This is a genomic window from Burkholderia sp. AW49-1 (genome assembly GCF_053427845.1).
In genome coordinates this window covers 41,804-61,773 of record NZ_JBSAXF010000028.1, presented here as the reverse complement: position 1 = coordinate 61,773, position 19,970 = coordinate 41,804, and the positions used below count along the sequence as shown (strand labels likewise).

At 68.0% G+C, this 19,970-nt stretch carries 16 protein-coding genes; 7 read left to right on the top strand and 9 right to left on the bottom strand.

Going from position 1 to position 19,970, the window contains the following annotated elements; genetic code table 11:
- Positions 1-56: 56 nt before the first annotated feature.
- The gene (locus ACV22W_RS28100) at positions 57-356 is read left to right on the top strand and encodes an XRE family transcriptional regulator (protein WP_448022742.1); all 300 of its coding nucleotides are present in this window, start codon (positions 57-59) and stop codon (positions 354-356) included.
- Between the two features lie 82 nt (positions 357-438).
- Here ACV22W_RS28100 and ydiJ read toward each other — a convergent pair whose 3' ends face one another.
- Positions 439-3,498, bottom strand: a complete 3,060-nt coding sequence (ydiJ, locus tag ACV22W_RS28095; RefSeq protein ID WP_448022741.1) for a D-2-hydroxyglutarate dehydrogenase YdiJ — start codon at positions 3,496-3,498, stop codon at positions 439-441.
- Positions 3,499-3,650: 152 nt separating this feature from the next.
- Between ydiJ and ACV22W_RS28090 the strand changes: the two genes are divergently transcribed.
- Positions 3,651-4,544: a LysR substrate-binding domain-containing protein gene (locus ACV22W_RS28090; protein ID WP_448022740.1), complete on the top strand. Its 894-nt coding sequence runs from the start codon at positions 3,651-3,653 to the stop codon at positions 4,542-4,544.
- Positions 4,545-4,568: 24 nt separating this feature from the next.
- Here ACV22W_RS28090 and ACV22W_RS28085 read toward each other — a convergent pair whose 3' ends face one another.
- Positions 4,569-5,420: a LysR substrate-binding domain-containing protein gene (locus ACV22W_RS28085; RefSeq protein WP_448022739.1), complete on the bottom strand. Its 852-nt coding sequence runs from the start codon at positions 5,418-5,420 to the stop codon at positions 4,569-4,571.
- A 106-nt stretch (positions 5,421-5,526) separates the two neighbouring features.
- On the opposite strand from ACV22W_RS28085, the gene ACV22W_RS28080 reads away from it, so the two are divergent.
- Positions 5,527-6,174 carry a LysE family translocator gene (locus ACV22W_RS28080; protein WP_448022738.1) on the top strand — a complete coding sequence of 216 codons (648 nt, stop codon included), beginning with the start codon at positions 5,527-5,529 and terminating at the stop codon, positions 6,172-6,174.
- 141 nt (positions 6,175-6,315) lie between these two features.
- Here ACV22W_RS28080 and sfnG read toward each other — a convergent pair whose 3' ends face one another.
- Positions 6,316-7,419, bottom strand: a complete 1,104-nt coding sequence (sfnG, locus tag ACV22W_RS28075; RefSeq protein ID WP_448022737.1) for a dimethylsulfone monooxygenase SfnG — start codon at positions 7,417-7,419, stop codon at positions 6,316-6,318.
- A gap of 138 nt (positions 7,420-7,557) precedes the next feature.
- The gene (locus ACV22W_RS28070; RefSeq protein ID WP_448022736.1) at positions 7,558-7,866 is read right to left on the bottom strand and encodes a hypothetical protein; all 309 of its coding nucleotides are present in this window, start codon (positions 7,864-7,866) and stop codon (positions 7,558-7,560) included.
- Positions 7,867-7,954: 88 nt separating this feature from the next.
- On the opposite strand from ACV22W_RS28070, the gene ACV22W_RS28065 reads away from it, so the two are divergent.
- The gene (locus tag ACV22W_RS28065) at positions 7,955-9,079 is read left to right on the top strand and encodes a sigma-54 interaction domain-containing protein (RefSeq protein ID WP_448022735.1); all 1,125 of its coding nucleotides are present in this window, start codon (positions 7,955-7,957) and stop codon (positions 9,077-9,079) included.
- 165 nt (positions 9,080-9,244) lie between these two features.
- On the opposite strand, the gene ACV22W_RS28060 is transcribed toward ACV22W_RS28065, so the two are convergent.
- The gene (locus tag ACV22W_RS28060) at positions 9,245-10,441 is read right to left on the bottom strand and encodes a collagen-like triple helix repeat-containing protein (protein ID WP_448022734.1); all 1,197 of its coding nucleotides are present in this window, start codon (positions 10,439-10,441) and stop codon (positions 9,245-9,247) included.
- 341 nt (positions 10,442-10,782) lie between these two features.
- On the opposite strand from ACV22W_RS28060, the gene ACV22W_RS28055 reads away from it, so the two are divergent.
- From ACV22W_RS28055 to ACV22W_RS28045, 3 genes are all read left to right on the top strand, one after another.
- A complete protein-coding gene (locus ACV22W_RS28055; RefSeq protein WP_448022733.1) occupies positions 10,783-12,492 on the top strand; it encodes a dihydroxyacetone kinase family protein in 1,710 nt (569 codons plus the stop codon).
- Positions 12,493-12,621: 129 nt separating this feature from the next.
- Positions 12,622-14,010 carry an MFS transporter gene (locus ACV22W_RS28050; RefSeq protein ID WP_448022732.1) on the top strand — a complete coding sequence of 463 codons (1,389 nt, stop codon included), beginning with the start codon at positions 12,622-12,624 and terminating at the stop codon, positions 14,008-14,010.
- Between the two features lie 296 nt (positions 14,011-14,306).
- Positions 14,307-15,239, top strand: a complete 933-nt coding sequence (locus ACV22W_RS28045) for an MBL fold metallo-hydrolase (RefSeq protein WP_448022731.1) — start codon at positions 14,307-14,309, stop codon at positions 15,237-15,239.
- Between the two features lie 191 nt (positions 15,240-15,430).
- On the opposite strand, the gene ACV22W_RS28040 is transcribed toward ACV22W_RS28045, so the two are convergent.
- From ACV22W_RS28040 to doeB, 4 genes are all read right to left on the bottom strand, one after another.
- Positions 15,431-16,825 carry an aminotransferase gene (locus ACV22W_RS28040; RefSeq protein ID WP_448022730.1) on the bottom strand — a complete coding sequence of 465 codons (1,395 nt, stop codon included), beginning with the start codon at positions 16,823-16,825 and terminating at the stop codon, positions 15,431-15,433.
- Positions 16,826-16,845: 20 nt separating this feature from the next.
- On the bottom strand, positions 16,846-18,324 hold the full coding sequence (locus tag ACV22W_RS28035) for an NAD-dependent succinate-semialdehyde dehydrogenase (RefSeq protein ID WP_448022729.1): 1,479 nt from the start codon (positions 18,322-18,324) through the stop codon (positions 16,846-16,848).
- A 123-nt stretch (positions 18,325-18,447) separates the two neighbouring features.
- Positions 18,448-18,918: an Lrp/AsnC family transcriptional regulator gene (locus tag ACV22W_RS28030; RefSeq protein WP_059530774.1), complete on the bottom strand. Its 471-nt coding sequence runs from the start codon at positions 18,916-18,918 to the stop codon at positions 18,448-18,450.
- A gap of 13 nt (positions 18,919-18,931) precedes the next feature.
- Positions 18,932-19,969, bottom strand: coding sequence for a N(2)-acetyl-L-2,4-diaminobutanoate deacetylase DoeB (doeB, locus tag ACV22W_RS28025; protein WP_448022728.1), 1,038 nt, complete (start codon positions 19,967-19,969; stop codon positions 18,932-18,934).
- Between the last annotated feature and the right edge of the window lies 1 nt (position 19,970).

The following is a 19,970-nucleotide window of genomic DNA, read 5'->3' as shown; positions in this document are numbered from 1 at the left end:
TCCGTCGACGCCGGCGCCGCGCGGAGCCGATTCAAGTTTTGCGGAGATGAAGCGACATGTGTGCAATGGCGTATGCGGAATTTCAACAGGAGTTGAAGAAAGCGCAGTTGACGGCTCGGGAATTCGCCCGCCTGATCCGTATGAACGAAAGTTCCATCACGAACTATTCGAGCAAGGGCACCGTCCCTTCCCACCTCGCGGTCATCGCGACCCTGATCGGCGCGCTCGCCGCGCACGAGATCGATTTCCGGCACGTCATCGGCAAAACGGGCATCGAGCCGAAACGGCCGCGCGGCGTCGGCGCGTTTCCGGCGGCGCGCAAGCCGCGCGTGCGGAAGACCGCGAAAGCCGGTTGAGCCAGGGCGGGTGTCTGTCGCGGCACGCCCGTGCCGCTCGATTCCGGCGCGCGCGCTGCCGCATCACACTCACCGCCGCCCGTCACCCCGCCGCACGCACGTGATCGAGCAGTGCCTGCAGCGGATGACGCACCTGCCGCGCGGACATGCGCTTCACCTGGCTGCGGCACGAATACCCGGTCGCCAGCGCTTCGCCCGCCTCGTCCGGCGCATCGACATGCGCGGCCCACGATTGCGCATAGATCGCCTGCGACGTCTGCAGGTTGCGCGCCTCGTGCCCGTACGTCCCCGACATCCCGCAGCAGCCGGCCGCCTGAACCGCCAGGCGCAGCCCGCGACGCGCGAATACCTGCGCCCACTGCTTGCCGCTGTCCGGCGCGTTGGTCTTCTCGGTGCAATGCGGCAGCAGCCGATACGCCGCCGATACGCCGCCCGAACCCGCGCCCGCCGCGGCTTCCGGCAGCGCGTGCAGCAGCCACTCCTGCGGCAGCGCGACCTTCGGCACGTCGGCGAGCCCCGTCACCTTCAGGTATTCCTGCCGATATGTGAGCGTCATCGCCGGATCGAGGCCGACGAGCGCGACACCCGATCGCGCGAGCGCGGCCAGTTGCGTCGCATTGCGAATCGCCGCCTGCTCGAACGCGCGGAGGAAGCCCTGCACGTGCAGCGCCTTGCCGTTCGGCGCGAGCGGTGCGAGCCACACCTGGAAGCCGACGCGCGCGGCCAGCTCGATCAGCGTCGCCAGTTGCTCGGTGTCGAAATAGCGCGTGAAGGTATCCTGAACGATCACGACGCTGCGCGCACGCTGCGCCTCGTCCAGCGAGGCGAGCGCCCGCGGATCGGCCGGCCGCACGTTCCACTGCCGGATCACGGCCGCGAGGTCGAAGCGGCTCAGGAGCGGGCTGTCGACCATGCCGACGTGCCGCTCGAGCAGCGTGCGCACCCAGCCGGCACGCATCAGGCCGTTGTACAGCGCGGGCACGCGCGCCATCCACGGCATCGTGAATTCGAGCGAGCCGATCAGGTAGTCGCGCAGCGGCCGCAGGTAGCGCTGGTGATACAGCTCGAGAAAACGCGAGCGGAACTCGGGCACGTTGACCTTGACCGGGCATTGCCCCGCACACGACTTGCACGCGAGGCAGCCGGCCATCGCGTCGTACACCTCGTGCGAGAAGTCGGCTTCGCCGTCGCGCGCGGCGCGGCTGTTGCACCAGCGCGCAACGAGGCCGCGCAGGAACGGCCGTCGCGCGCGCGCCGCCGCGACGACGTCGACGCCGGCCTGTCCTTGCAGACGCAACCATTCGCGCATCAGCGACGCGCGCCCCTTCGGCGACTGCACGCGTTCGCGTGTCGCCTTCCACGACGGGCACATCGCGTCGTCCGGATCGAAGTTGTAGCACGCGCCGTTGCCGTTGCAGTGCATCGCCGTGCCGTAGCTCTGCCACACGCGCTCGTCGATCTGCCGGTCGTGGTCGCCGCGCGTCGGCACTTCGTCGATCTTCAGCAGCCGCAACGTGTTGTCCGGCGGCGTCGCGATCTTGCCCGGGTTGAACTGGTTGTGCGGATCGAACGCGGCCTTCAGTTGCTGCAGCGACGGATACAGCTCGCCGAAGAACGCCGGCGCATATTCGGAGCGCACGCCCTTGCCGTGTTCGCCCCATAACAGGCCACCATGCCGCTGCGTGAGTTCGGCCACCGCGTCCGACACCGGCCGCACCAGCGCGGCCTGCTTCGGGTCCTTCATGTCGAGCGCCGGGCGCACGTGCAGCACACCCGCGTCGACGTGGCCGAACATCCCGTACTGCAGCCCGTGGCCGTCGAGCAGCGCGCGGAATTCGGCGATGTACGCGGCGAGATTATCGGGCGGCACCGCGGTGTCCTCGACGAACGGCTGCGGACGCGCCTCGCCCTGCACGTTGCCGAGCAGGCCGACCGCGCGCTTGCGCATCGCGTACACGCGCTTCACCGCATCGTCGCCGGTCGCGAGCGTGTGGCCCAGCCGCTCGACGCTCGTGTCGGTGCGCAAATGCTCGACGAACGCGCGCACGCGCGCATCGACGTCGTCGGCATCGTCGCCGCTGAATTCGATCAGGTTGATGCCGAGCGTCGGACCCGCATCGTCCTGCGGAAAATACTCGGCCACGCTGCTCCACACGAAATCCTTCATCGCGAGCATCAGCACCTTCGAGTCGACCGTCTCGATCGACAGCGGCTTGAGCTCGAGCAACGCACGCGCATCGCGCAGCGCGTCCATGAAGCCGGCGTAGCGCACGTTGACGAGCACCGAATACTTCGGGATCGGCGACACGTTCAGCTTCGCCTCGACGACGAAACCGAGCGAGCCTTCGGCGCCGCACAGCACGCTGTTCAGGTTGAAGCGGCCGTCCGGTTCGCGCAGGTGCGCGAGATCATAGCCGGTCAGGCAGCGATTGAGCTTCGGAAACTTCGCGTCGATCAGCGCGGCCTTTTCGTCGCTGATGCGGCGCGCGGTGCGATACACCTTGCCGACGCGGTCCTGCCGCGCGCAGCGGCGTTCCAGTTCGTCATCGGCGAGCGCGTCGCTGTGCAGCTGCTCGCCGCCCAACAGCACGAAGTCGAGCGCCAGCACGTGGTCGCGCGTCTTGCCGTACGTGCAACTGCCCTGCCCGCTCGCGTCGGTGTTGATCATTCCGCCGACCGTCGCGCGGTTCGACGTCGACAGCTCGGGCGCGAAAAAGAGGCCGTGCGGCTTCAGCGCGGCGTTGAGCTGGTCCTTGACGACGCCCGCCTGCACGCGCACCCAGCGCTCGCCGGCGTTGATTTCCAGGATCCGGTTCATGTTGCGCGACAGATCCACGACCACGCCGTCGGTCAGCGACTGCCCGTTGGTGCCCGTGCCGCCACCGCGCGCCGCCACGGCGACGTCGCGGTGCGCGGGCTCGGCAAGCAGGCGCGCGAGCAGCCGCACGTCGTCCGCATGCGCGGGACAGACCACCGCCTGAGGCAGGCGCTGGTAGATCGAGTTGTCGGTCGCCTGTACGGTCCGGTTCGCATGGTCCGCGCGGATTTCACCGGCGAATCCGGCCGCCTGGAGGGCGGCGAGAAAGTCGCGATAACGCCCCTCGGACGGGCTGACGGGACGGGGCAACGAAGCGATCGACATGGGATGAAAGCGCAATGTGGATGGAGCGGCGCGTGGCTTCGCTCGGAAACATGAGTTTTGAGCAAGATTCCCCGCAACGCGGAAATCCAGTATCTTGCGAATCATCGCGAGAAACAAACGAATTCTCCCCCGGCAAAACTTGCATAAAACTCATGAATTACCGCCGCCTGACCCCGTCCATGTCGCTGCTGCTGGTGTTCGAAGCCGCCGCGCGCCACGAAAGCTACACGCGCGCGGCCGACGAGCTGTCGCTGAGCCAGAGCGCGATCAGCCGGCAGGTCCAGACGCTCGAGGATCAGCTTGGTGTGCCGCTGTTCCGGCGTGAGGGCCGCTCGGTGAAACTGACGGAAGTCGGACGGCGCTACTTCGTCGAGCTGAGCGGCGCGCTCGGGCGCATCCGCGGTGCGACGCTGCAGGCGATGTCGCATCAGGCCGGCGCCGGCACGCTGCGGCTCGCGACCTTGCCGACCTTCGGCTCCAAATGGCTGCTGCCGCATCTGCACGATTTCTACGCCGCGCATCCGGGCGTGACCGTGCACCTGCATTCGCGGATCGGCGGCATCGACTTCCACTCCGACGACCTCGACGCGGCCATCACCGTCGGCGCGGGCGACTGGCCCGGCCTGCACGCGCACCGGCTGTACAACGAGTTCCTGATCGCGATCGCGAGCCCCGATGCGGCGGCCGGGCGCCGCAAGGCCGGCCCGCGTGCGCCGGCGTGGGCGGTGGGGCAGACGCTGCTGGGCGTGACGAGCAATCAGCACGCGTGGGCCGAATGGTTCTCGCATTTCGGGCTCGATCATCGCGAGATGCGGATCGGTCCCAGCTTCGAACTGACGTCGCACCTGATCCAGGCCGTGCGGGCCGGAATGGGGATCGGCCTCGTGCCGAAGGTGCTGGTGGAGGACGAGCTGAGCCGCAACGAACTGGTGTCGATCGGCGATGCGATCACCAGCCAGCGCAGCTATTACCTCGTGTATCCGCCGGAAAACGACACGCTGCCGTCGCTGGTGGCGTTTCGGGAATGGCTGCTGAAATCGTGCTGACGCGCGGGCGGACGGACCGCGCGATCACGCGCGCCATTCATTGAGAATCTGTTCGGCGAGGTAATCGCACGGCGGGCGCGCCGACTGCGCGCTGCGCGCCAACACGACGTCGAGCGCGTCGAGCGGCGGCAACCCTTCGTTCGGCGACAGTTGAACCAGATGCGCGGGAATGCTGCAGCGCGCGAGCGGCGCGACCGCGAGGCCGGCCTCGACCATGCTGAGCAAGCCGAGGAAGCTCGGGCTCTCGTATGACATCCGGAACGGAATCTTCTGCCGGTTCAGCGCCTTGATCGCGTGATCGCGCGCCATGCTGCCGCCGTGCGTGAAGAACGCGACCGGCAGCGGCCGCTCTTCCCACACGTTCCGTTTTGCAGAGCCCGTCCACACGATCGGCTCGCGCCGCACCAGTTCGCCGCTCACGCCCTTGATGCGCGTGAGACAGGCAAGGTCGACGGTGTTGTCCTTCAGCATCGGCACGAGCGCGCTGCTCGGCTGGCCGATCACGCGCACTTCGACGCGCGGATGCATCGCGGCGAACTTGCCGAGCACCTGCGGCAGCAGCGACGAGATGTAATCGTCCGGCACGCCGATCGTCACGCGCCCGCGGATCTCCGGGCGCACGACCGACGCCCACGCCTCGTCGCGCATCGCCAGCATCCGGCGGCCGTAATCGGCGAGCATGCGGCCGTCGTCGGTGGCCGTGACGTTGCGCGTGTCGCGAATGAACAGCGGCTTGCCGAGCGCATCCTCCAGCGCCTTGATCTGCATGCTCACCGCCGACGGCGACCGGTGCACCGCTTGCGCGCCCTGCGCGAACGAGCCGGACTCCGTCACCGCCACCACCATTGCCAGCACATCGAGATCGAGCTTCTTCATGGCATTCAGAAAATCTGATCAATCGATTCAGTTTATCCCGTTTTACTGGCTGCCTCCATCGCTGGACAATGAATGCCATCGACATTCATCGCGGGAAGCAGCAACCATGCACACCTCCGGCTCGCTCTACGGATTCCTGGTCATCGGCGGCATGCTCGCGATCACGCCGGGGCCGAACATGGTCTACGTGATGTCGCGCTCGATCGCGCAGGGGCGCACCGCCGGGCTGATTTCGTTGGCGGGCGTGATGGTGGGCTATCTGTTCTACATGTTCGGCGCCGCGTTCGGGATCACGACGCTGTTCCTGAGCGTGCCGTACGCGGGCACCGTGCTCGGCGTGGTGGGCGCCGCGTATCTGCTCTATCTCGCGTGGCAGGCGGTCCGGCCGGGCGGCCGGTCGCCGTTCGAGGTGAAGACACTGCCGAACGAGCAGCCGCTGCGGCTGCTCGCGATGGGCGCGACGACCAGCGTGCTGAATCCGAAGCTCGCGATGCTGTTCGTGTCGCTGCTGCCGCAGTTCATCGATTACCGGCAAGGCAGCGTGTTCGGCCAGTCGCTCTTTCTCGGTTCGTTGCTGATCGCGGCGTTCGCGTCGGCGAACGGGCTGGTCGCGATCTGCTCGAGCGGCATCGCGAAATACCTGCATGGGCGTCCGGCGCTGCTGCTCGCGCAGCGCTGGGCGATGGGCGCGGTGCTCGGTGGCCTCGGCGTGCAGATGCTCGTCGAGGCATCGAAAATGGCGGGTGCGGCGTGACGCGGGCGGCAGGACGCGGATCGGATGAATTCACGCCCGGCCCGCGCCGCTCGTCGTGACGCAGCGTTCGTCGACGGCCGGCGGCACGCGGCGCCGGCCGTGACGTTCACACGATCGCCACGTCCTGCACACCCGCGCGCATCACGCGGCAACTGCCTGCCGCTGCGCTTCGAGCTCGCGCACGAGCGGCAACACGCGCTTGCCGAAATACTCGACTTCCTCGATGAAATGCAGGAACCCGGCGAGCACGAGATCGACGCCGATCGCCTTCAGCGCGACGATCCGCTCGGCGATCTGTTGCGGCGTGCCGATCAGGTTCGTGCGGAAACCGTCGTTGTACTGCACGAGATCCTCGAACGTGGATTTCGCCCAGTTGCCCTCGCCTTCCGGTGACGCCTTGCCGGCCTCCTTCACCGCATCGCCGAACGCATGCACGGCCTCGACGTGTGCGTGCCGGACGATGTCGTCGAGCACGGCCCGCGCCTCTTCCTCGGTGTCGCGCGCGATCACGAACGCGTTGACGCCGATCCGCACGCGATGGTCGTTCGCGGCGGCCTTCGCGCGGATGTCGTCGATCTGCGCCTTCAGGTTCTCCGGCGTATTGCCGTTCGTGAAGTACCAGTCCGACACGCTCGCCGCGTTGTCGCGCGCCGCGCGCGAACTGCCACCCTGGAATATCTCCGGGTGCGGTTTCTGAATGGGCTTCGGGCTCAGCGTGTAATCGTTGAAGCGGTAGAAGTCGCCCTTGAACGTGAAATTGTCCTGCGTCCAGATGCCCTTGAGCGCCTGGATGAATTCCTTCGAGCGCCGATAGCGTTCGTCGTGCTCGAGCCACGGCTCGCCGATCGATGTGAATTCCCCCTTGAACCAGCCGCTGACGACGTTGATCGCGATGCGTCCATTGGAAATGTGGTCGATCGTCGCGAGCTGCTTCGCGACCACGGCCGGATGCCACGGCCCCGGCAGGATCGCGGCGAGCACCTTCAGTTTCGTCGTCGCATGCAGCAGCGCCTGGCTGAACGAGACCGACTCGTGCTGGAATTCGGCGCCATAGCCGGCCGTGAAGCGGATCTGGCTCAGCGCGTAGTCGAAGCCGGCCGCCTCGGCCGTGCGCGCGAGCTTCTGGTTGTACTCGAGGCTCCAGTCGGTACGCTGCTCGATCGTGCTGACGACGAGGCCGCCGCTGACGTTCGGCACCCAGTACGCGAATTTGACGCCGTCGGCTGCTGGTTCGTGAATGCTCATGAGAGGTCCTGATCGAAGGGGAAAAACGAAAGACGGGCTACGCGGCGGCGACAAGCGCGCGGATGCAGGTCGGGTTCGCAAGGAGCGTGCCATTGTCGACGGATGCACGATCGCGCAGATCATCTGCATCACGAAGTTTCATTCGATCGCCCATCTGTCAAAGCTTTCGCGGCCAAATAACCAGTCATGGAAAGCGTTTCGCCAGCCGCATCGCATCGATATTCCGCAGCGCGATGAACCGACGGAAACAGCGTTGCTGATGCGCTGCTGCTCGATCAGCAGATTCGCGCCCGCCATTCGGCGGATCGCCGCGATCGGACACCATTGCATCGAACGCGATGACGTCGAATCCGCTGTCGCGACAGCGCGCTTCCGCGCCGTTGCATCCTGCGCAGCAATCCGGCTTTCGTTATCAGAAATCGATGTTTCCCGTGCGGCGCAAAACACTGAACACTCTGCTGATCAGGCAGCAACCGGACTGCGGCGCCAGTCGACGCTGGTTCGAACCGTTCGATCGACTTACGTCCTCATCGCCATGACTTCTCTCTTTGCAACGCCGCGCCCGGTCAACCTTCGTGTCGTCACCGCGCAGCCGGACGAATCGCGCGGCGCGCCCGTTCTCGAGCGCTCCACGCACCATGCGCGAGCCCGCACCCGCACGCCCATGTTCGTCGATCCGCGTTCGCTCGCGCTGCTCGAACGCGTGCGGCTCGTCGCGCCGAGCGACGCGAACGTGCTGATCGCCGGCGAGACCGGCACCGGCAAGGAGTTGATCGCGCGCCACGTGCACGACGTCAGCCATCGCGGCGGCGGCCCGTTCGTCGCCGTGAACTGCGGCGCGCTCTCCGACGCGCTCGTCGACAGCGAACTGTTCGGTCACGAGAAAGGTGCATTCACGGGCGCGGTCGGCGCGAAGCCCGGCTGGTTCGAAGCCGCGAACGGCGGCACGCTGTTTCTCGACGAGATCGGCGACCTGCCGCTGTCGATGCAGGTCAAGCTGCTGCGCGTGCTGCAGGAGCGCGAGGTCGTGCGGCTCGGCTCGCGCACGGGCGTTCCTATCGACGTGCGCGTGGTGGCCGCGACCAACGTCGACCTGCAGCAAGCGGTGGCGGACGGACGGTTTCGCGCCGACCTGTTCTACCGGCTCAACGTCGTGCGGCTCGACGTGCCGACGTTGCGCGAACGGCCGGGCGACATCGTGCCGCTCGCGCGCCACTTCCTCGACGAATACCGCAGCCGCGTCGGCCACGGGCCGCGCAGCATCGACCCGCGCGCGGCGCGCCGCCTCGAAGCGCATTCGTGGCCCGGCAATATCCGCGAACTGGAGAACGTGATCCATCACGCGCTGCTGGTGAGCCGCCACGATGCGCTGCAGGACACCGACCTGAACCTGTCGACGTCATGCGTGCGGGTCGTGGTTGCCGGCGCGCGGGAAGCGGCGGGCCGCGTGCCGGGTCAGGAAGCGCTCGAACTGGCACTGTGCGCGCTGTTCGACGAGCCGCACGAGAACCTGTTCGAACGCATCGAGGACACCGTGATGCGGGTCGCGTTCGACTTCAGTCACCGCAATCAGGTCCAGGCCGCGCGACTGCTCGGCATCAGCCGGAACGTGCTGCGTGCGCGGCTGATTCGCGCGAAGGCGATCGCAGCACTCAAGTAAGCACGATCGCGCTGCAGCACGCGGCGCCGCGCGTCGGCGATGCGGGCGCCCGAAGCTTCGGCTTTTGGCAATCCATCGGCGGCATGGACCGGCCAGGCCGATGCGCTGCTCGCCTTCCCCACGGCGAGCAGCGCGTGGTCCAGCCGCTCGCCGTGCAGTACGCCACTATTTCCCGACGACGCCCGTCACGCCGCCGAGCAACGACGTAACGGGCGCGAGCGGATTCGCCGAGGAGCCGGCCACGCCCCCCGCGCCACCGAGCGTGCCAGTGACCGACGACACGAGATTCGCCACCGGCGCCAGCGGGCTCGCCGCACCGGCACCGGTCGTGCCGCCGAGCGCACCGGTCAGCGACCCGAGCGGCGTCGAGCCCAGCCCCGACAGCACGCCGCCGAGCGGGCCGGACGCGCTCGAACCGTTCGACGGACCGTTCTGCACGGTGGTGATGGAAGCGCCCGCGAGACTCACGATCAGGCCGGGAATCGGCGCGACGCCGTTCGGGCCGTTGTAGTTCACGAGTCCACCCGCGTTCGTGACGGTATTGCCGAGCGCGCCGACGAGCGCCCCCACCGCGCCGACGGCCGGCTGCGACGAAACGGACCCCATCCGCGAGCCCGTCGTCGCCAGCGCGCTGCCGACTTGCCCGAGCAGACCGGCCACCGGCTGCCCGAGGCCCGTGGTCGCGCCAATCTGCTGCGTCGCCTGGCCGGCCGTGATGACGAGCGGCGTGACGGCCGAGCTGAGCGGCTGCGTGACCTGTTGCACGGCGCCCGACGCCAGCGTCGCGCCGACCGTGTTGCCTGCCGTGCCGAGTCCGCCGGCCACGGTGTCGAGCACCGCGCCGACGGGTGTCGTCACCGGCGCGAGCGGCGCCAGCGGCCCCGAGCCGAGCGCGCGGACGGTCTGCGCGAGGCCCGCGACCGGATTCGCCGTCGCGCCGACGACGTCGCCAAGGCCGGCGACCGCCGTGCCGACCGGGTTCGACGTCGAACCGATCTTGCCGAGCCCGTCGCTGAGCGCATCGGTCGCGGCGCGCGAAATCGTGCTGACGCTCGAGATCGTGTCGCCCGCGCTGCGCGTCACGGTATTCCCGAGTACCGGCAACGATATCGCACCGACGGTCGAGCCGACGCCGATCGCGAGCGCGCCGGCAGTACTCACGACACCACGGGTGCCGGGGGCGCCACTGGTGCCCCAGCCCCCGTCCGAGGTGTTGCTGCCCGGCGTATTGCCGGCGATGCTTGCGCCGCTGGTGCTCGCGTTCGCGCTCGACGGCGCGGCGACGTCGTTGCCGCCACAGGCGGCCAGCATGCCGGCGGCGGCGAGCAACGCCGCGGACGTGACAATGCGGGTTCGATACATGGTGGTCTCCTCGCGGTCCGGGCGATGGAAATGTTCGATTGAGGACCGGGGGAGAAACAGCATTTTCCATGCCATTGGCGCCAGGCGAACGGGCCTGCCCGCCGCAACGCCAGCCTCAGCGCGCCCGTGCGAGTGCTGCCCGCAATCATGCTCGATACGTTTCGGCCCCCATGAGCGGCTCTGTTTTCGTTACATTCGTGCTACGAATGCTTCGATGTTACGTAACGCCGGCCGCGCGGCGCGCCGCTTTCTGAGCGCGCCGTCTACCATCCAAAGTTCGAAGCCCGGCGGCACGGCATGCGTGCCGCCGGGCTTCGTCCCACCGTCAGGAACCCGTTGCCATGAAAAAGCTCGTGAACCACCCGTCCGATGTCGTGCGCGAAATGCTCGAAGGCATCGCGCGGCAGTCGCCGCATGTCGCGATCCTCGGTGACGAGCAGGTGCTCGTGCGCCGGCCGTTGCCCGAGCCGTCGCAGCGCCCCGTCGCGATCCTGTCCGGCGGCGGCAGCGGCCACGAGCCCGCGCACGGCGGCTATGTCGGCGAAGGGATGCTGAGCGCGGCCGTCTGCGGCGAGGTGTTCACGTCGCCGCCCACCGACGCCGTGCTCGCCGCGATCCGCGCGTGCGCCGGCCCGAACGGCGCGCTGCTCATCGTGAAGAACTACACCGGCGACCGCCTCAATTTCGGGCTGGCCGCCGAACTTGCGCGCGCCGAGGGCATTCCCGTGGAGACCGTGATCGTCGCCGACGACGTGTCGCTGCGCGGCCGCGTCGAACGCGGGCAACGACGCGGGATCGCGGGCACCGTGCTGATCCACAAGCTGGCCGGCGCGGCCGCTGCGCGCGGGTTGCCGCTCGCCCGCGTCGCGGCAATCGCGCGCGACGCGGCCGCCGAACTCGGCACGATGGGTGTCGCGCTCGACGGCTGCACGATCCCCGGCGCCGACAAGTCGGGGTTCAGCCTCGCCGATCACGAGATCGAGCTTGGCCTCGGCATCCACGGCGAGAAAGGCGTCGAACGCACCGCGCCGCTGCCGGCCGACGCGCTGGTCGAGACGCTGCTGTCGAGCATCGTCGCCGACCTCGTGCTCGATCGCGGCGAACGCGTCGCGCTGTTCGTCAACGGTCTCGGCGCGACGCCGGACATGGAACTGGCGATCGTGCTGCGCGCCGCGTACGACAACCTGAGCCGGCGCGGCATCGCCGTCGCGCGGGCTTGGGCCGGCACGTTCCTGTCGGCGCTGAACATGCCCGGCTGCTCGATCTCGCTGCTGCGGCTGAACGACGAACGCGCCGCCCTGCTCGACGCGCCGACGCAGGCGCGTGCATGGCCCGGCGTCGGCGCGGTCAACGCGCACATCCAGGTGGCGGCGGCAGCGGCGCCCGACCAGCCGCTGCCGCCGCTCGATGCGGCCGGCCACGCGTGGGCAGCGCGGCTGCGGCCGGCGCTGCACGCGGTCGCGCAAGCGTTGATCGACAACGAAGCAACGCTGACGGAGCTCGACACGGCCGCGGGCGACGGCGATCTCGGCGCGAGCATGTATCGCGCCGCGCAGGCGATCCTCGCATTGCCGGAAGCCGCGTACGGGACGCCGGCCAGCACGCTTGCGGCGCTGGGCACCGCGTTGCGCCGAGCGATCGCGGGCAGCTCGGGACCGTTTTATGCGACCGCGCTGCTGCGCGCGTCGCGGCGCCTCGTCGATGCTTCGGATACCGCCGCACCCTCGGCGCGCGACTGGGCCGCGGCATTGCGCAGCGCGGTGGACGCGATCTCCGAATTGGGCGGCGCACGTGCCGGCGACCGGACGATGCTCGATGCGCTGGTGCCGGCCGCCGATGCGTTCGATCGCGCGCTCGATCATGAGCGCGCCCCAGCTGACGCATGGGCGCAAGCCGTCGAGGCGGCGGAACACGGCGCGCAGCGAACGGCCGGCATGACGCCGCGCGCGGGGCGAGCGAGCTATCTCGGCGAACGCGCGATCGGCACGCCGGATGGCGGCGCGGTGGCGGTCGCGTGCTGGCTGCGCGCGTTGCTGCCGTACGTGCGGTAAACAGCGACCACGGCACGGGAAAACCCCGATCCCCACATCGTCCTATGACATCGGGCATCGCTAATTGGCGGGATTACTTTGATCCTCGTCGGCGCCCGCCCGGGCGCACGCTGATAGCGAGGACCCCTCATGCGATACGTGCCATCGTGGACTTCCGTTTCCGCCGCCACGTCCGTTCCGGACGAGACGGCTTCCCGCGGCGACGAGCCGCACTGCCTGCCGCGGGTCGCGATCGCGGCCGCCGCCCTCGGCAATGCGACCGAATGGTTCGATTACGGGATTTACGCGTACGGACTCGCCTACATCTCCGCCGCGCTGTTTCCCGGCAACACGGCCAGCGCGACGCTGTTCGCACTCGGCACCTTCGCGATCTCGTTCCTGATCCGCCCGCTCGGCGGCCTGTTCTGGGGCCCACTCGGCGACCGCCTCGGCCGCAAGCGCGTGCTCGCGCTGACCGTTCTCACGATGTCGGGCGCGACCCTGCTCGTCGGCGTGCTGCCGACCTATGCGAGCGCCGGCTGGCTCGCGCCGGCCGCGCTGATCGTGCTGCGCATGGTGCAGGGCTTTTCAACCGGCGGCGAATACGGCGGCGCGGCGACCTTCATCGCCGAATACGCGCCGGATTCGCGACGCGGCCTGTGCGGCAGCTTCCTCGAATTCGCGACGCTTGCCGGGTTCTCGCTCGGCGCGCTGCTGATGCTCGGCTTCGCGCTGCTGCTCGGCGACACCGCGATGCATGCGTGGGGCTGGCGCCTGCCGTTCCTCGTCGCGGCGCCGCTCGGGCTGGTCGGCTTCTATCTGCGTTCGCGCCTCGAGGAAACGCCGGTGTTCCGCGAACTCGAGGAGCAGGCGCACCGGCGCGAGCAGAGCACCGCCGCGACCGCGCTGCCGATCGGTCAACTACTGGTCCGCTACGCGCGGCCGCTGCTGCTGCTCGGCGGGCTCGTCGTCGCACTGAACGTCGTCAACTACGTGCTGCTCGCGTACATGCCGACCTACATGCACAAGGAGCTCGGCGTCAGCGAGAACATGTCGTTGCTGATTCCGCTGATCGGCATGCTCGCGATGATGGTGCTGCTGCCGTTCGCCGGCTGGCTGTCGGATCGCGTCGGCCGCAAGGCGATGTGGTGGATCTCGCTGGTCGGGCTGTTCGTCGCGGCCGTGCCGATGTTCACGTTGATGACGCACGGCGTGCTCGGTGCATTCGTCGGCTTCGCGGTGCTGGGCCTGCTTTACGTGCCGCAGCTCGCGACCATCTCCGCGATGTTCCCGGCGATGTTCCCGACCCACGTGCGGTATGCGGGCATGGCGATCGCGTACAACGTGTCGACGTCGCTGTTCGGCGGCACCGCGCCGATCATCAACGACTGGCTGATCGGCAAGACCGGCAATGCGTTGATTCCCGCGTATTACATGATGGCGGCCTGTGCGATCGGGCTGGTGGCGCTGTCGGGGGTGATCGAGACGTGCGGATGCTCGCTGCGCGGCGAGACGGTGCCCGGGCGACAGCCGGGTTGATACCGGATGCGGCGCGCGCGCCGCTCCCATAAACGGCATCCCTTGCATCGCCCGCGGTCCGACGACGGACGGCGGGCGATGTGCATTTCAGCGCCATGAACCCGCCGGCGGATTGTTGGCGCGAGGACAACACGATGTTCGCAGGCGCGGTGCTTCAGGCGTTCGCCTGGCCTACCTACAATCGCCGACATGCTCGATCGGCATGCGCGCGACACGAAAAGCGCATCATGCACGATCGCGCGCGAACCGCGCTGCGCAGCGTGGAAAGCCCCACTCGATGAAGAGGACGATTGAACATGAACGGATCAATCCACAACGTGCGGCCGGTAACGCCCCCTCTTGGCAAGGAAGCGGCTGGTGAGCTCGTTCCATCCCGCTACGCGGTGCGCATCGGCGACGTCGACGTCGTGCTGATCAGCGACGGCGTTCTGTCGCTACCGACTTCCACGATGTCCACCAATGTGAGCGAGGCGGACCGCAACGAATGGTTCGACGGACGGTTCCTGCAACGCGACATGTTCGACTGGGCGCTGAATATCGCGCTGGTGCGCAGCGCCGATCGCCTGATCCTGATCGACTCGGGCATGGGCGACGGCTTCGAATACTTCACGCGCGCGGGACGGTCGGTGATGCGTCTCGAGTCCGCAGGCATCGATCTCGCCGCGATCACCGACATCGTGATCACCCACATGCATATGGATCACGTCGGCGGCCTGAACGTCGACGGCGTCAAGGCCCGGCTGAGCCCCGACGTGCGCATTCACGTGTCGGCCGCGGAATTGGCGTTCTGGAAGAATCCGGACTTCAGCAAGACGGTGATGCCGGAAACCGTCCCGCCCGCGCTACGCAAGGCCGCGGCGCGATTCGTGGAGCTGTATCGCGAGCACATCGTACCGTTCGACCACACCGTGGAAGTTGCGGCCGGCTTATCGGCGCGCGTGACCGGCGGCCATACGCCGGGACACTGCGTGGTCGATATCGCATCGAACGGCGAACGACTGACGTTCGCGGGCGACGCGATCTTCGAAGTGAACTTCGACCATCCAGACTGGCAAAACGGCTTCGAGCACGATCCGCAAGCGGCTACCAACGTCCGGATCGCGCTGTTCAACGAAGCCGCCGAAACCGGCGCGATGCTGGCTGCGGCGCATGTCGCGTTTCCGTCGATAGGCCACATTGCGAGAGACGGCGACGGCTTCCGCTTCGTCCCTGTCGTGTGGGACTACTGAGTGACGCGTGGAACGCAGCGGGCGCCGTGCGGACCATATTGACGATGTTCGAGCGATTGATGCGATGGTGTTGCGTCGTGGCAAGAAGCACCGCTTTCGCGAATGATCCCACGTGAAGCAAAAACGCCGCCGCACTTCCGTGCGACGGCGTCACTTCGCGCGCTTGCGCGCGCATCGGACCCACAGAAAACTCAGGCTACGATCGAAACATTGCGCTCCGCGACCTCGTCCACCGCTTCCTTCACGATACCGACGATCTCGTCGGCTTCCGCCCGCGTCATCACGAGCGGCGGTGCGAAGCCGAGAATGTCGCCGTGCGGCATCGCGCGCGCGATCACGCCACGCTGCAGCGCCGCGGCCGATACCTGCGCGCCGATCTTCAGCGCCGGATCGAACGGCGTGCGTGCATCCTTGTCGGCCATGAATTCGAGCGCCGCCAGCATCCCGACGCTGCGGACCTCGCCGACGAGCGGATGCGCGCCGAACGCGTCACGCAGCTTCGCGCCGAAATACGCGCCCACTTCGGCAGCGTTGCCGACCAGATTCTCGCGTTCGAGGATCGCGAGGTTCGCGAGTGCGGCGGCCGCGCACACGGGGTGGCCCGAATACGTCCAGCCGTGCCCCATCGGCCCGTGCGCCTGCGAGCCGCGCGCGATCACGTCCCACACCTTCTCGCCGACGATCACGCCCGACAGCGGCGCATACGCACTCGTCAGCCCCTTCGCGACCGTGATCAGATCGGGCGCGATCCCGAAGTGCTGCGCGCCCATCTTCGAGCCCAGACGCCCGAACCCGCAGACGACTTCGTCCGAGATCAGCAGGATGTCGTGCTTGCGCAGCACGGCCTGGATCGCGGGCCAGTAGCCGGCCGGCGGCTCGATGATGCCGCCCGTCCCCATCACCGGCTCCGCGATGAACGCGGCGATCGTGTCGGCACCTTCGCGCGCGATCAGCTTTTCGAGTTCGTCGACGCAGTACGCGACGAACTGCGCTTCGCTCACGCCGGCCGGCGCCTTGCGATACCAGTGCGGACACACCGTATGCTTCACGCGGTCGATCGGCAGGTCGAAATGCTGGTGGAAGCTCGGCAGGCCCGTGAGGCTGCCGGTCACGATGCCGGAGCCGTGATAGCCGCGCTCGCGCGAGATGATCTTCTTCTTGTTCGGGCGGCCGAGCACGTTGTTGTAGTACCAGACGATCTTGACCTGCGTCTCGTTCGCGTCGGAACCCGACATCCCGTAGTAAACCTTCTTCATCCCGGCCGGCGCCCAGTCGATGATGCGCGACGACAGTTCGATGATCGCATCCGACGAGTGGCCGACATACGTGTGGTAGTACGCGAGCTGCTTCGCTTGCGCGTACATCGCGTCGGCGACTTCGGTGCGGCCGTAGCCGATGTTCACGCAGTAGAGGCCGGCGAACGCATCGATATAGCGCTTGCCGTGGTGATCCTCGATGTGAATGCCTTGCGCGCCGCGCACGATCTTGCCGGGCAGCGCGCCGGTCTCGTGGTCGTATGCGTGCGTCGACGGATGCATGAAGTGGGCGCGGTCCTCGCGCAGCAGTGCGTCGATCGATTGTTTCATGATGGGCTCCTTTGAATGGGTCAGGCCGTCGCCGCGACGGGCAGGCCGAGATTGCCGAGGCAGAAATACTTGGTTTCGGTGAACGGTTCGAACCCTTCGGCGCCGCCTTCGCGCCCGAGGCCCGACGCCTTCATCCCGCCGAACGGGATCGGCGCGCCGGTGAATTTCACGCCGTTGACCGACACCATCGCGAAATCGAGCCGCCGCACGAGCTGGAAGATCGTGTCGATGCGCTTCGCGCACACGTAGGCGGCGAGGCCGTATTCGGTGTCGTTGGCCTTGTCGACCACTTCATCGAGCGTGTCGAACGCACACACCGCCGAGATCGGCGCGAAGTTCTCCTCGTCGTACACGCGCATGCCGGGTGCGGCATCCGCGATCACGGTCGGTTCGTAGAACCAGCCGCCGAGCGCGTGCGGCCGCCCGCCCGTGACGATGCGCGCGCCGCGTGCACGTGCGTCGTCGACGCGTGCCGCCGTCGCGTCGAACGCGGCCTGGTGCATCAGCGGACCGACGTCGACATCCGGCTCGAACGCCGGGCCGGTTTTCAGTTCGCGCACCGCGTTCGCGTAGCGGTTGACGAATGCTTCATAGAGCGGGCGCGCGACGAAGATCCGGTTCGCCGCGCAACAGTCCTGGCCGGAGGTCTGGAACTTCGCGCCGACGGCGATCCGCACCGCCTGCTCGAGGTCCGCGTCCTCGGTCACGATGAACGGCGCATTGCCGCCCAGTTCGAGCGCGACCTTGCGAATGCCGGCCTTGGCGGCGGTCTCGGTGACGAGCCGCCCGACGCGCGTCGATCCGGTGAAGCTCACCGCGCGCACGCGCGCATCGCCGACGAGCGTTTCCATCGCCATCTGCGGCTCGCCGAGCACGACGTTGAACACACCGGCCGGGAAACCGCCTTCGTCGGCGAGCTGCGCGAGCGCGAGCGCCGAAAATGGCGTCTCGTGCGCGGGCTTCACCACCACCGCACAGCCGGCCGCGATCGCGGCGGCGGCCTTGCGCGTGATCATCGCGGCGGGAAAATTCCACGGCGTGATCAGCGCCGCGACGCCGACGGGCTCCATCAGCGTGCCGAGATGCGCGCCGTCGATGTGCGACGGGATCGTGCGGCCCGCAACGCGCTTCGCCTCGTTTGCGAACCACTCGACGAAGCTCGCCGCATAACGGATCTCGCCGCGCGACTCGGCGAGCGGCTTGCCCTGCTCGAGCGACAGCAACGCGGCGAGATCGTCGAGATGCCGCAGGATCAGCGCATGCCAGCGCAGCAGCGCCGCGCTGCGCACGGCTTGCGGCGTCCAGCGCCACGTGTCGAACGCACACTGCGCGGCGTCGACGGCCGCGACGATCTGTGCGCGCTCGAGCATCGGCACATGGCCGATCACGGTCTGATCGGCAGGGTTCACGACGGCGACCGTCGCGGCACTGTCGCTGTGGATCCAGCGACCGTCGACGTAGCACGTCGACTTGAACAGAACGGGGTGTCCGGGCAGCATGCTGCGTCTCCTCGTTTGGGTGGGCACGAGCTTCATTCTGTCGTGCCGCCGGGTGCGGAAATTTCGGTTTCGGCGCCCACGCCTTGCGGTTTTTTCCGTATTGGCCCGCGTTCGCGCGAAGTTTCAGTGCCAGTCCGGCGCGCCGCCCGATTCGCACTTCACGACCTTCGTCACGACGTACGTGAAGTACCGCTCGATGCCGAGGTCGTCCATCAGCAGACCATCGATGAAGCGCTGGTAGTGGTCGATGTCGCGCGCGACCACGTGCAGCACGTAGTCGACGCCGCCGCCCGTCGCATAGCACTGCGCGACTTCGGGCGCCGCGCTCACCCGATCCTCGAAGCGCCGCATGTCGGGCGCGGTATGACGCGACAGCGTCACCTCGACGACGATGCGGCTGCCCGAGAACGTGCCGATCCAGTCGACGTCCGCGCGATAGCCGCGGATCACGCCGCTTTCCTCGAGCTTGCGCACGCGCTCCCACGCGGGCGAGATCGACAGGTTCACGGCCTCCGCGAGCTTCGACTTCGTGATGCGCCCGTCGCGCTCGAGGATGCGCAGGATCGCCAGGTCGTATCGGTCGAGCTTGATCACGTCGTGCGCATCCTCATGCGGCCACCGGAATGTTGCGCTCGACGATGTCGGCGACCACCGCGATCGTGTCGCCGGCCTGCACGATGCCCGGGAAGTGCCGGGCCGCGAGCAGGCCGCGCCGCCGCGCGACGTATTCGACCGGCGCGACGCCCGTTCGGTCGATGTCGTGCACGCGCGCGAGCACGTCGCCCGCGTCGACCTCGCTGCCGAGATCGCGGCACATCTCGAGCAGACCGCGATGCTCGCTGGTCGTGAAGCACGAGCCGTCCGGCATGTCGAGCAGCGTGGTCATGCGTGGCGCGGCGCGCGTGCGGCCGCGCTCGCCGTCGCCGTTCGCGAGCACGCCCGCATGCGCGAGAAAGCCGCGCACGCCGCGCTCGGCGATCGCGACGCTCGCGGCCGTCGACGATCCGCCGCCGCCGAGCTCGGTCGACACGAACACCTTGCCGGCTGCCTCGGCCGCGGTGTCGAAAAGCCCGACGCTGTCGAGCTCCAGCATGCGCATCGAGTACGGCGCGCCGAACGCGCGCATCGCGCGTTCGCAGCGCGCTTCCTGGTCGCGGTCATCCAGCACGTGGATCGCCGCGAACGGCACGAAATCGAGCGTGCGGCCGCCTGCATGGATATCGAGCACGTGCGTCGCGAGCGGCAGCAGATGCCGCTGGAAGTAGTCGGCGATCTTCTCGGTGACGGTGCCGTCCGGACGCCCCGGAAAACTGCGGTTGAGGTTGCCTGCATCGATCGGCGACGTGCGGCAGCCGGCGCGAAACGCCGGGTAGTTCATGAACGGCACGACGATCACGCGGCCGGTCACGTCGGCCGCCTTCAGCGAGCCGGCAAGCTTCGACAGCGCGACCGGCCCTTCGTATTCGTCGCCGTGGTTGCCGCCGGTCAGCAACACAGTCGGCCCGTCGCCGCGCTTCACGACGGTCACCGGAATCATGATCGCGCCCCACGCGGAATCGTCGCGCGAGTAAGGCAGCTTCAAAAAGCCATGCTGTTCGCCGTCCGCGTCGAAATCGACGGTCGGCGTGATCGGAGAAGCACGCATC